The sequence below is a fragment of the Myxococcus sp. AM009 genome (assembly GCF_013372605.1).
Classification (GTDB): Bacteria; Myxococcota; Myxococcia; order Myxococcales; family Myxococcaceae; genus Myxococcus; species Myxococcus vastator.
In genome coordinates this window covers 17046-29276 of the sequence record NZ_JABXEP010000058.1, presented here as the reverse complement: position 1 = coordinate 29276, position 12231 = coordinate 17046, and the positions used below count along the sequence as shown (strand labels likewise).

At 69.5% G+C, this 12231-nt stretch carries 8 protein-coding genes; 4 read left to right on the top strand and 4 right to left on the bottom strand.

The annotated features are described in order from the left end of the window. Window positions 1–31 precede the first annotated feature (31 nt). From cglF to HV824_RS16495, 3 genes are all read right to left on the bottom strand, one after another. Window positions 32–301 (bottom strand): adventurous gliding motility protein CglF, encoded by a 270-nt coding sequence (gene cglF / locus HV824_RS16505; protein ID WP_176416497.1) that lies wholly within the window; start codon window positions 299–301, stop codon window positions 32–34. 127 nt (window positions 302–428) lie between these two features. Then, complete coding sequence (gene gltE, locus HV824_RS16500; protein ID WP_176423704.1) at window positions 429–1868, bottom strand: adventurous gliding motility TPR repeat lipoprotein GltE; 1440 nt, start codon at window positions 1866–1868, stop codon at window positions 429–431. Continuing rightward, window positions 1868–5434, bottom strand: a complete 3567-nt coding sequence (locus HV824_RS16495) for a tetratricopeptide repeat protein (protein ID WP_176423703.1) — start codon at window positions 5432–5434, stop codon at window positions 1868–1870. Before HV824_RS16495 ends, gltE begins: the two co-directional genes overlap by 1 nt. 283 nt (window positions 5435–5717) lie before the next feature. On the opposite strand from HV824_RS16495, the gene HV824_RS16490 reads away from it, so the two are divergent. The 4 genes from HV824_RS16490 (at window position 5718) to HV824_RS16475 (ending at window position 9569) form a co-directional block, all read left to right on the top strand. Beyond that, entirely contained in the window at window positions 5718–6377 is a 660-nt protein-coding gene (locus tag HV824_RS16490; RefSeq protein WP_176408960.1) for a hypothetical protein, read from the top strand. 58 nt (window positions 6378–6435) lie between these two features. Then, window positions 6436–7398, top strand: a complete 963-nt coding sequence (locus HV824_RS16485) for an ATP-binding protein (protein ID WP_176416494.1) — start codon at window positions 6436–6438, stop codon at window positions 7396–7398. A 72-nt stretch (window positions 7399–7470) separates the two neighbouring features. Further along, window positions 7471–7797 carry a divalent-cation tolerance protein CutA gene (gene cutA / locus HV824_RS16480; protein WP_176423702.1) on the top strand — a complete coding sequence of 109 codons (327 nt, stop codon included), beginning with the start codon at window positions 7471–7473 and terminating at the stop codon, window positions 7795–7797. 464 nt (window positions 7798–8261) lie between these two features. Beyond that, window positions 8262–9569, top strand: a complete 1308-nt coding sequence (locus HV824_RS16475; RefSeq protein WP_306465605.1) for a nitrous oxide reductase family maturation protein NosD — start codon at window positions 8262–8264, stop codon at window positions 9567–9569. Here HV824_RS16475 and HV824_RS16470 read toward each other — a convergent pair. After that, window positions 9559–12126, bottom strand: coding sequence for a N,N-dimethylformamidase beta subunit family domain-containing protein (locus tag HV824_RS16470; RefSeq protein ID WP_176416491.1), 2568 nt, complete (start codon window positions 12124–12126; stop codon window positions 9559–9561). The genes HV824_RS16475 and HV824_RS16470 overlap by 11 nt on opposite strands. Window positions 12127–12231: the final 105 nt, after the last annotated feature.

Genomic DNA, 12231 nt, shown 5'->3' with positions numbered 1-12231 from the left:
GCGGTGGGTTCCCGCCGCGGTGTGGCGCTGGCTACAGCTCGCCCACGGACTGCATCACCTTGTCCTCGAAGTCCTCGCGGATGCGGATGAGGTTCGAGTGCTGCACCCGGTCACGCGCTTCGATGTACTCGCCATCCGGCTTCGTGAGGTCGCCTTCGATGGTGTCGTCCTCGAAGTCGATGTTGGTCGTCTTGGAGTAGCGCACATTGCCCTCCCCTGGACCACCCGGGTTGGAGCCCTCGTCCTGAGCCAGGGCGGGCGTCACCGCGAGCACCGCACACAGCATCAACGCCTTCCGCATCACTGCCTCCCGGAAGGGACCCGAAGGCCCCTTCGCACACCGAATCCCCGGATGAGGGGGAAACACAAGGTTCGCATCATCCCCCGCGCCCCCGCCACAGCGAAGGCACTCGGGGGCGTCCCAACTTTCACAGCAGGTCGTCTTCCGGCTCCCCGGGTTCCGCCGAGCCTGAATTCTTCTGGCCGGAGTTCCCGTTCGTGGGGGCGGGCGCCGGCGGCGTGCTGCCGCTGGCGGGGGTGACCTGGGGCTCGGCGCCCGTGCCGGAGGCCGGCGTCGCGGCGGTGGCGGGCGGGTTCGCCGTCCCGGCCGCCTTCTCCGCGGCCTGCATCTGGGCCTGCTGCTGCTTCTGCAGCTCCTCCATCTGCTTCGCCTGCTCCTCGGCGAACTGGGCCTCGCGCTTGGCGTTGACGATGACCTCCACCTCGCGCAGCAGGGCGAACACGGGGGCCTCGGCGGGCAGCGCCACCTCGCCGCCAGCCATGGCGATGTACTTGCGGTACAGCTCCGAGGCGCGCTCGGGCGCGTCCTTCACCTTGTGGAGGATGATGGCGCGGTTGAGGTTCACCGCCGCCAGCTCGGGGTCGAGCTTCTCCGCCTCGTCGTACTCCTGCATGGCCTTGTCGAACTGGCCCATGCCCTTGTACGCGACGCCCAGGTCCAGGTGCGCGGCGGCGTTCTTCCCGTCCGCCTGGAGGATGCGGCGCAGGTGCTGCTCGGCCGCCGGGAAGTTCTCCGCGGACAGGGCCAGCTGCGCCAGCTCCACGTGCGCCGGCACGTAGTCCTCGCGCACCTCCAGAGCCTTCTTGAAGGACAGGCGCGCCTCGTCCACATCTCCCTCCTGCAGGAGGATGAGGCCGACCGAATGGTGGAGCTCCGGATCCGCCGCGTCCAGCTTCACGCCGCGCAGGGCCACCAGCTTCGCCATGGCGAGCTGCTTGCGGTCCAGGTAGCTGCGGATCATCACCTTCAGCGCGGTGGTGGACTGCGGGTCGCGCATCAGCGCGGCGCGCGTCAGGTCCATGGCCTTGGTGTGGTCCCCCTGCTGCCGGTAGATCTCCGCCAGCCGCGCGCGGGACTGCGCGTCATCCGGGTAGCGCTGGAGCACCTCCTGGTACAGCGCCACCGCGCCGGCGACGTTGCCCGCGTTCTGCTCCATCACGGCCAGGTTCTCCGACGCCTGCCGCAGCGAGGGCTTCTTCGTGAGCGCCGTCTTGTAGTGGTTGCGCGCCTCGGTGAGCTTGCCCTGACGCTCGGCGAGCACCCCCAGGTTGTAGTCGGCCTCGGCGAGGTTCCCGTCCGCCTCCAGCGCGGACTGGAACTTCCGCTCCAGCGACGGATAGTCGATGGCGTTGGCCTTCTTCTGCGTGTCGAACGCCTTCAGCGCGTCCTCGAAGCGGGCCTTGGCCGTGTTGGAGATGGGCGGCGGGGCGTCGGACTTGCCGGCGTTCGGATCCCCCGTCTTGGCCGTGGCGGAGCCGGTGGCCTTGGAGGAGGTACAACCGGCGGCGGCCAGCGAGACAGCCGCCAACAAGGGGAACAGGCGCATGGTGCGGATCGTCCGGTTCATTAGAGGAAATCCTCCGGCTCCTCGTCATTCCCGCCCTGCTTCGCGGGATTGGCGCCGTTGGTGGTGTCCGCCGGGCGGGCGTCCACCTGAGTCTCTGTCTGCGAGCGCAGCTGCGCGGTGAGGTCCGTCAGGTCCTCCTGCAGCGTCTCCGCCCGGGCCTGCTGCGCGTCCGCGGCCTTGGGCGCCGGCGGCGGCACGTCCTGGATGTTGGCCAGCAGGTCGCCGCCAATGAGCTGCACGCGGCCCTTCAGCGCCACCTTCTCCTCGGGCATGTCGGGGTAGCGGTCCGGCTGGTACGTGGTGCGCAGCAGCTTCAGGCTCTCCGCGGCGCAGTCGTTGTAGACGTCCAGCTCGCGGCTCTTGGCCACCGTGGCGGAGAACGCCTCGGTCGCCTTGTCCTTGAGCGGCTGCGCCTGGTTGGCGAACTCGTCGCGCAGCGCCTGCTCCGACTCCTCGTCCAGGCCGCGCGGCATGGGCGCGTTGGTGAGGCGGTCGGCGAAGTGGTCATACGCCAGGCCAATGCGGTGCAGCGCGCAGATGGCGGGCTCGGGCGCGCCCAGCGTCACCGTCTGCACGTACTTCTTCTCCACCACCTGGAGCGCGCGGCTCTTGTCCTGGATGCTCGCCTTGAAGCGGTTCGGTGACGGCGGCACGCCCCAGTACAGCTTCAGGCGCCGGTACTCGTTCCAGTCCAGGTCCACCGACAGGAACTGCGCCTGCGCGGCCGTGGCGAGCGCCGGCTTCTCCAGCGAACCCTGCACGCGGCGGGGCAGCTGGTCGAAGTGCTCGTAGATGCGCTTGTACATGCGGGACACGTCCCGCGACCTGCCCATCTTCTTGTACAGGGCGACGATGCGGCCCTCGGCGGCCAGATACCGGCTGGGGGAGCGCATGTTGTCGCGCTCGTACTGCTCCAGCATCTTGATGGCCTTGAACGCCGCGCCGCTCTTGCCCGTCAGGTCGATGATGGACAGGCGGATTTCGTCCGCGTCCTTGGCGCGCGGCCACAGCGTCAGGTAGTGCTCGCGGTTGCGCAGCGCGGCCTTCATCTGGCCCAGGCCCTCGCGGTAGGTGGCGGCGTTGAAGAGCGCCACCTGCGCCTTGGACTCGTCCCACTTCTGCACCACCGCGGGCTTGTCGTCCGCCGCGCCCCTGCGCTTCTTGCCGCGGCGCGCCCGGGCGTTGCCCTTCTCCCCCAGGCTGCGCTCGTAGCCGCGCACGTAGGCCTCGTATGTCGTCGCCGCGTCCTCGAAGTCGCCAATGGCCTCCAGCGCCTCCGCGTTCGCGTAGATGGAGTCCGGCACGTGCTTGGAGCGCGGGTACTCGGCGAACAGGCGCTTGCGCACCTCGATGGCCTTGTCCAGGCGCTTCGCCTTGTAGTAGTCGACGGACGCGTTGTAGAGCGCCAGGTCGGCGATCTCCGTCTGCGGGAAGTCCTTCACGAAGGCGAGGTACGCCTCGGCGGCCTTCTCGAACTCCTTCTTCTCCTCCAACTGGCTGACGAGCTTGAAGGACGACTGCTCGATGAGCTTCGCCAGGTCGTCGCGGAACTTGCCCACCGCCAGCTTGTCGTTGGCGTAGAAGCGCCGCGCCCACTCGTTCACCTTCGCGTAGTCCTGGAGCAGGTGGTACGAGTCGAGGATGAGGTTGGCGGAGATCTCCGCGGCGCGCTCGCCGTTCTCGAACTTGTACTCGGGGTAGCCGAGCGCGATCTCGCTGAAGCGCAGCACCGCCTCGTCGAAGTGGTTGTGGCGGTAGTAGATGTTGGCCGCCTTGAAGGCGATCTCCACCCGCTTCTCACCCTTGGGCACGTACTTGAGGTAGCGCTCGCACGCGTCGAGCAGCGCCTTCTTCAGCGTGGGGATGGCGGCCTTCTTGGTGATGTCCGAGCCCACCGCCTCGCCCTTGCCCTCGCCCCGCGCCTCGCCCGCCTTGACGACCTCGTCGTAGGCCAGCACCGCGTTGTAGGCGGCGTTCTGCAGCCACTTGCCCGGCTTGCCCGGCTTCGGCTTGCCCTTGTCGTCCTTGGCCTCCAGCACCTTGGCGTCCTGGAGCACGACGAGCGTGTAGTTGGCGGCGGCCTTGTCGAACTTCTGCAGGTTGTCGTTGAGCAGCTCGGCCCAGAAGAAGCGCAGGTCATACGCCTTGGGGTTCTCCGGGAAGAGCGTGAGGTAGTCGCTGTACACCGCGTCCGCGTAGCGGAACGTCTCCTCGTTGCGCGTCTTCTTGCCCTCGTTGTGCCAGGTGACGGCGAGGTTGGACAGCGTGCGCTCGGACAGCTCCTTCGCCTCCGCCAGCAGCTTCTTGTCCTTGTCCTCCTTGATGACGCCGGAGCCCTCGACCTCCTTCATGATCTTCACGAGCCGGCGCACCTGGACCACGGTGCGCTCCTTGTTGCCCATGCGGAGGATGCAGTCGACGATGCGGCCCTGGAAGCCAGGCGCCTCGGGGGACAGCGGCTTCTCCTTGATGAGGCCGTTATAGGTGATGGCCGCCTCGCGGTCCTTGCCATCGCCGTAGTACAGGTTGGCCAGCTGCTTCAGCATCGTGAAGCGGTCTTCCGGGTTGGTGGCCACCTTGCCGAACTCCGCCCGGGCCTGCCCCACGTCCCCCTCGTGCGCGAACGCCCGCACGTAGTCGGTGCGCGCCTCGCGCAGCAGCGAGCCGCGGCCGCTCTTGCCGCCGTCCTTCTCCACGGCGTTGGCCCCGGCCAGCTCGCCGTAGAGCACCACCGTCTTGAACTTGTCCTTGGCCGACTCGAAGTCGCCCATGTTGTAGTGGCACCAGCCCTGCTTGTAGAGGGCGAAGGCGTACACTTGGTTCTCGGGGAACTCGGAGGCCTTCTTGTACGCCGCCAGCGCCTTCTCCAGCTCCGGGCGCTTCCCCTTGGAGTTGTTGAAGTAGTACTCGCCGAAGGCGAAGTAGGCGTCCGGGATGAACTTGGACTTCGGGTGCTTCTCCACCAGGCGCTTGAAGGCCACCAGCGCCTTGCGATCCTGGCCGTCCTCCATGAGGTACTGGCCCAGGAAGAAGAGCACCTCGTCGGTGCGCTCGAAGGCCGGGTACTCCTGGACGATCTTCGTGTACTGCTCCACCGCGAGCTTGCCGTACTCCTTCTGCTTCGCGATGAACTCCGCCTTCTCCGCCTTGGCCCGCTTCTGGCCCGCGGCGTCGTTGCGGTTCATGGCCTGGATGAGGTCGTCATCCTTCCGGTTGGCCTCGAAGAAGAAGAACTTGGACTCCTCCCAGTAGAACTCGCCCAGGCGGAACAGGAGGCTGGGGGCCTCCTTCGGATCCGGCGACAGGGAGATGATCTTCTTCAGCGACTGGATCTGCTCGCGCCGCTTGGAGGCCACCTGCAACTCGACGCCCAGCCGGAACTGGTCGTACTGGAGCGCGGGAGCGACCTCTTCCTTCTTCTTTTCACGGGTGATGTCGCCAGCCAGGGACTTGTCCACCGCGGTGGCGGACTTCCGGCCGAGATCGGCATCGCGCGGGGCTTTCTTCTCCTGGGCGGCGGAGGCCGTGGCCAGGAGGACGAGGCAGACGAGAAGCGAACGGCGCATGGTCTTCCTAGGAGAGGGGCACCGGCGTCCCCGGTTGCCTGCCTGGTAGGCAAGTGTCCGGGAATCTTCGGGAATTTCCATTCGGGGACCCTCACTATGCGCGGTTTCCGCGCGGCGGGTCAACACTGACTGGCCGCCTGCTTTCCTCGGGGAGCGTCGGTTCAAAATCTTCCAGATCCGCTGTGAGAATCGGCGCCCTGGAGTTGCCGTGTCGGACCTGCCAGGTATGGGGGAACGGACGGTCGGTTGCCCGGCCTCCCCGCACTGGAGTACGCGTCGGATCATGAGTCTCCTCCCCGAAAGCGCCAGCTTCGAAGAGCTGGTGCAGGACTACTTCCTCGCGGTGCGTGGCGCGGGGCTGATGCTCTCCGCCCTGGACACCGAGCTTTTGACGACCTGGGCCCGGGAAGGCGTTCCCTTCGAGGTGGTGGCGCGCGGAATCTCCCGCTCGGCGGAGAAGGCCCTCTGGGACGCGCGGCCCGGAGAGCCGGTGCTGCGCTCGCTGCGCGCGTGCCGGCGGCAGGTGGAGTCGGAGATCAAGAAGTACCGGGAGCTGGCGGCGGGCGCGGGTGAGGAACCCTCCTCCTCCGCCCCCAGGCGCAAGCGGGCCCGCTCCTGGGAGGAGACGCGGCACGCGCGGCTGTGCGCGGCGCTCGAGGACCTGGCGGGGCGGAACGAAGCACTGTCGCACCGTGTGCGAAACCTGCGCATCACCGTCCTGGCGCATGTCCCGGAAGAGCCGGCGGCCATGGACGCCCAGGAAGTGCTGGCGTTCCTGCTGGTGCTGCGCGCCCTGCCCTTCCTGGACAGGTGCGCCCTGTGGCGTGAGGCCCTGGCGGCGTCCGCGGAGCAACAGGTGATGTCCCCGCGCGCCCGCAAGGTGTCCCGGCGCTTCCGGGTGCTGGCGACGGTGCGGCGGCGGCTGGGCGTGAAGGAGCTGTAGGCGGACGAAACGCCTGTCCGCCCGTTCAGTGAACTGACGGCCGAGGGGAGGCTCTGGTATGGCGGAGCGTGAGATGGCTCCAAAGGCGAATGGCGAGGCGTGTGGTGTGTGCGGCGGGCGGACCTATGTCATCGAGCGCCGTGGGGAGCAGGCCCACGCGCGCATCTGCGCGTGCTCCGAGCACTGCTCGGTGTGCGGCGGGCGCGGCCACGTGCTGGTCGAGCGGGAGGGTGAGTTCAGCCAGAAGATGGGCCCCCGCCGCTACGAGGTGATGGAGACGTGCGTATGCACGCAGCGGCGGAAGCGGGTGGCGCGCTTCAACGAGGTGGGCCTGCCCGCCGTCGTGTCTCACGCGAGCTTCGACAACTACCGGGCCTTCAACGAGGCGCAGGACCGGGGCCGCGGCGTGGCGCTGCACTTCGCCCATCAGTACGTGAAGGGCGGCCCGTCCAAGGGCTTCATCCTCAGCGGGCCGGTGGGCACGGGGAAGACGCACCTGATGGCGGCCACCCTGGCGCACCTGGTGCTGGAGTTGGGCGTGCGCGGGCGCTACGTCGAAATCTCCCTGCTCTACGCCACCATCCGGCGCGGCTTCCAGGAGGGAAAGAGCGGCGGAGAAATCATCGGGCCCCTGTCGGAGGTGGAGGTGCTGGCCATCGACGAGCTGGGAAAGGGCCGCGGAAGCCCCTTCGAGATGGAGACGCTCGATGAGCTGATTGCCCGCCGCTACAACGCGGGCCGCACCACGCTCTTCGCGACGAACTACTCCCTGGAGCCGGAGAAGCGCGCCACGCGCAGCGCGGCGCCGTCGGGCTACCGCACCACAGAGGACGCGCGCGGCGCGGCGCGCGACGCGGAGCTGCTGCGCGAGCGCGTGGGCGAGCGCATCTACAGCCGGCTGTGCGAGCTGTGCACCTTCGTGGAGCTGCCGAAGGACACGCCGGACCGGCGCCGCACCCGGCAGGAGATGGACGCGCCCATGCACCATTCGCTGGGCGGCGGGCGCACACCAGGACGGTAGTCACGCCGCGCCGGGCGTCCGCCTCCGCCGTCCCGCTCGACGACCGGCGGAGGCTTCACGCATCCTGTGTCCATGACTGACGCCATCCTCGTCCTCGTCACCGCCCCCACCTCGGACAAGGCCGCCGAGCTGGCTCGCGCGCTGGTGGAAGCGCAGCTCGCCGCGTGCGGCAACATCGTCCCCGGCCTGCGCTCCATCTACCGTTGGGAGGGGAAGGTCCAGGACGAGCCCGAGGTCCTGCTCATCCTCAAGACGCGCGCGGCCCTCTTCGAGCCGCTGCGCGCGCGCATCGTCGAGCTGCATCCCTACGACGTCCCGGAGGTGCTGCGCGTGGACATCGCGGAGGGGCACGCGCCGTACCTGTCCTGGATTCTGGGTAGCACCCGCGCCTCGGACTGAGCTCCCGCTCCCCTGCTCTACTGACGGGCACAGCCAGCGCCCCGCCTGCGGCTGGCGCAGTGAAATACGGCGCGGCGAAAGGAGCGTTGTGGGCTCGCCCTCTTCCCCCAGGAGCCGACCCCCATGTCCCGACTGCGCAGCTTGTGCCTCCTCGGACTCGTGTCCGTGGGTGGCGTCGCCTGCTCCAACGGCGCGCAGGCGCCCGCTCCGGCGTCCGATTCGAGCCGCCTGCCCAGCTATCCGGGCTCGCGGCAGCCCTCGGCCCCCAACCTGCCGACGCCCACGCCGCAGAACGACAACGACGACGCCTCCGGCCACGACGGCGATGACGATGACGACCCGCCCGTCGCGGAGCAGCCGCCTCCCGCCCCGGGCCGCAGGCCCCGGAGCCGCCCGCCTACGCGAAGCAGTGGTACGTCAGCCCGTCCGGGGATGACTCGGCGAAGGGCTCGCGTGAAGAGCCGCTGCGCACCATCTCCAAGGCCCTGACGCTGGTGGGCCCGGGGGAAATCATCCGCGTCCAGAAGGGCACCTACGAAGAGAAGCTCGTCATCAACGCCAGCGCCAAGGCCGGCACCGCCGAGGCCCCCATCACCCTGCGCGGCGAGGATTCGCCCAAGGTCGTTCCCACCGGCAGCGGCTGGTTCATGGCCCACGTACAGCGGCCCCACTGGCGCATCGAGGGCTTCGAGTTCGACGTCCGAGGTCAGCGCCAGGTCGCCGTGACGTTCTCCGGAAACACCACCGGCACCGTGCTCGCGGACAACGAGCTGCACCACGGCGCGTTCGGCAGCGGTATCAGCACCGACGCGGGCGCCAACGGCATCACCATCGAGAACAACCACATCCACCACTTCGCGCGGGGCGACGACGACTCGCACGGCGTCGTCATCGCGCCCACGTCGGTGGACATCACCGTGCGGGGCAACGACATCCACGACAACTCGGGTGACTCGGTGCAGTGCCTGGGCCCCGAGGGCTTCAGCAACAACACCCCGGCGCGCGGCGTCCTCATCGAGGACAACGACATGTACGACAACCGGGAGAACGCGGTGGACCTCAAGACGTGCCACGACGTCGTCGTGCGCGGCAACCGCATGTACGGCTTCGAGAAGTCCTCTTCGTCCCGTGGCGAGGCCGTGGTGGTGCACTACTCCGCGCGCAACGTCGTCATCGAGGACAACGACATCTCGGACGCGTCGCTGGGCATCGCCGTGGGTGGCAACCGCGTGGGCGCGCCGCCCACCAACGTCTCCATCCGCCGCAACCGCATCCACGACTTGAAGGCGCCCGAGGGCTCCGGCATCCGCATCGAGAACGGCAGCGACGTGCGCGTGCTGCACAACACGGTGGTGGGGACGGACGGCTTCGCCTTCGTGGTGGGCCACGGCACCGGGGGGCCGTCCACCAACATCGCGGTGCGCAACAACGTGTTCGCCACGCGCAACGCCGTCAGCATGGGCCTGTCCGCCCCCGGCCTCAGCATGACGTCCAACCTCTACCTGGCCGGCGCCGCGTTCAACACGGGCATCTTCATCGCCCCGCAGAGCGACTGGGAGGGCAGCACGCTGGCCCACTGGCTGTCGAACGGCGTGGAGCTGGACTCGGATGAGAGCGGCGAGCCGCTGGTGGACCTGGACCTGCTGATGCCCGGCGAGCGCGCGGTGGACCGGGGCATGGACCTGGGGCTGCCCTACTGCGGCGCCGCGCCGGACATCGGCGCGGTGGAGTCGGACTGCCCCGAGGCCGCCACCGCCGCGCTCATGGAGTAATCGCGCGCACCAGCGAATTGCCGGCGTCCGCCACGTAGAGGCGGCCGTCCGGCCCCACCGTCAGGCCGGCCGGGAGGACGAGCTCCGCCTTGTCCCCCGGCCCGTCCGCGTGGCCGTAGCGCCCGCTGCCGGCAAGCGTCGTCACCTTGCGCGCGCTGCCGTCCGCGTTCAGGACGACGCGGCGCACGCGGTAGTTGCCCGGGTCCGCCACCGCGAGCGAGCCATCCTTCAGCACCGCGATGCCCAGGTACGGCAGGAACTGGGACGACTCCGGCGCGCCGTCACGGAAGCCCGGCGTCGTTCCCGCCACCACCGACGTGAGCCCGTCGCGGATGCGCACCACGCGGGACATGCCGGACTCGACGACGAACAGCGTGCTCCCATCCGCGCTCACCGCCACGCCCGAGGGCCGGTAGAGCCAGTCACCCTGCAGCGTCGTCACCGGGTGGCCCTCCTCCACCAGGTCGATGCGGCGAATCACGCCGTTGTTCATGTCCGCCACCAGCAGCGCGGTGCCATCCGGCGTCACCGCCAGGCCCGTGGGCTGGTTGAAGGCCGCCTGCTTCGCGGGGCCGTCCATCAGCCCCGGCGTCCCGCCCGCGAACACCTCCACCGTCCCTTCCGGGTCGATGCGGCGGATGACGTAGTGGTCGGTATCGGCCACGTACACGTTGCCCGCGGCGTCCGCGGCGATGCCCATGGGTCCATTGAGGCCAGAGGCCACCGTCTTCACCTCGCCCTCCGGCGTCACGCGCTTCACCGCGTTGCCCAGGCCGTCCGCCACCACCAGGCTCCCATCCGGCAGCAGGGCCACCGCGGTGGGCGCCCCCAGCGAGTTGCCCGCCACGGGGACACCGGCGCGGACACGCTGCCCGGGAATGCCCGCCACCGTGCGGACCTCGGCCGCGGAGGGCCCCTGGGGGCCCGACACGTTCTGCCGCTCGAAGCGCACCAGTGTGTCGGGCACCGGCCGGCCCAGCGCCTTGTAGAGCACGTTCGCGACGATGCGGGCCGCGCGCGGGTCCGCCATGTCCTCGGAGGCCAGCGTGCGCACGAAGTCGATGCCTCCGGAGGAGAAGATGTAGGCGTCGCCCTGCTTGCGCAGCACCATGTGGCCGAAGCCGAAGGCGCCCTGGAGCGACAACAGCGGGGACTCGGCCAGCACCTCCAGGCCCTCCGGCGAGCTCCCGTTGCCCACCAGCTGGTCCACTTCGTAGCCGTTGGCCATCCACAGCGTGTCACCGGCCTTCAGCCCCGAGCCCGCCAGCGCCCAGTGCCCCGGGTGGGTGATGACGGCGGGGAAGCCGAACTGGTGCCAGCGGGCGGAGAACTGCACGCCCAGGAGCGCGTTCTCCGGACGGCCCACGACGCGCTCGCGGAACTTCACCGTGCGCTGCGCGCCCGTGTACGGGTCGTTCGCGTGGCCCTTGTAGCAGGCGATGATGCGCCGCGGCCGGCCGTCCTGGGACGGCTCCATCTGCACCTGCCAGTACGCGTTGTTCGCGCCCAGGTTGAGCAGCGACCGGCCCTCCGCCACCGCCCGGTCCGCGTGCGCGCGGATGCGCGGGCTCCAGTACTCGTCGTGGCCCGACATGAAGAAGGCCTTGGCGCCGGCCAGGAAGTCGTAGCTGGCGTCCAGGTCCTCGTCGGTGAAGTAGCCCACGTCCAGGTCCTGCGACTCCAACCACTGAACCAGGCTCAGGTCGTCCGTCAGCAGGTGGCCGCTGCCATGGCCGCGGTAGTTGGGCCGGTCATAGGACACCCGGAAGGCGCGGCTGACGCCGTGCTCGCGCATCACCCGGTCGCGGTCGTCATAGAGGCTGGTGCCGCCCCAGGTGTTGTAGGCGGCCCAGGTGGCGGTGGGGATGAGGACGGCCACCTCGGCGCGCGGGTTCGCGTCCCGCACGAAGAAGGGCACGTAGCGCTGGTGGTTGTCCTCGCGCACCAGCTTCACCACGTACACGCCGCGCACCCAGTCTTCACCGACGGGAAGCTCCAGCGTGGGCGCCCAGCGACAGGCGACCACGCCCGTGGCGCGGTCCGCGGGACAGTCGCCCTGGCGCACGCCGGGCACCGGGCCACCGCGCGCCAGCTCGCGCGCGCCCGCACCGCCGTAGTGCCCCATCCGGTACACGTACCAGCGGAAGCTCCGGGCCTCGGACACCGACACCGCGACGCGCAGCGTCTCACCCTGCGTCAGCGTGGCCTTCAGCGCGTAGCCTTCGATTTCCCGGCTGTGGGCGTTGCGGGTGATGCGCCACGCCGTGGTCCCCGGGCGGCGGTTCTCCTCGCGCACGGCGTCCGCGTCTCGCGGCGGCGGCTGCACCGGGCCCGCGTCGGGAGGCTCGGGCTCTTCGGAGCCGGCGTCCGGCCCCCCCGCGTCGATGAGGCCCGGATGCGGCGCACCGTCGCCGCCGTCATAGCCGTCGTTCAGCGGAGGCGTGTCGTGTTTGTCACCCGGTATCACCGGGCGCACGGCCGCCTCCTCACAGCCACTGCCACCGAACACGAGCGCAAGCCCGCACACCCAGCCCGCCCAACGGCCTGCCTGAGCCATCCCGTTCCTCCACGCCACGGCTAATGGACCGGAGGGTAGGCACGAACACTCTGGAGGGAAGCGGGTGCCCTCCTGGGAGCAATGAATTGGGATGGATCACCCGGA

Bases quoted from the DNA above. Each gene is read 5' to 3' on its own strand.
- cglF (WP_176416497.1), bottom strand. From the start codon at position 301: ATGCGGAAGGCGTTGATGCTGTGTGCGGTGCTCGCGGTGACGCCCGCC.
- gltE (WP_176423704.1), bottom strand. From the start codon at position 1,868: ATGAACCGGACGATCCGCACCATGCGCCTGTTCCCCTTGTTGGCGGCT.
- HV824_RS16490 (WP_176408960.1), top strand. From the start codon at position 5,718: ATGAGTCTCCTCCCCGAAAGCGCCAGCTTCGAAGAGCTGGTGCAGGAC.
- cutA (WP_176423702.1), top strand. From the start codon at position 7,471: ATGACTGACGCCATCCTCGTCCTCGTCACCGCCCCCACCTCGGACAAG.
- HV824_RS16470 (WP_176416491.1), bottom strand. From the start codon at position 12,126: ATGGCTCAGGCAGGCCGTTGGGCGGGCTGGGTGTGCGGGCTTGCGCTC.
- HV824_RS16495 (WP_176423703.1), bottom strand. From the start codon at position 5,434: ATGCGCCGTTCGCTTCTCGTCTGCCTCGTCCTCCTGGCCACGGCCTCC.
- HV824_RS16485 (WP_176416494.1), top strand. From the start codon at position 6,436: ATGGCGGAGCGTGAGATGGCTCCAAAGGCGAATGGCGAGGCGTGTGGT.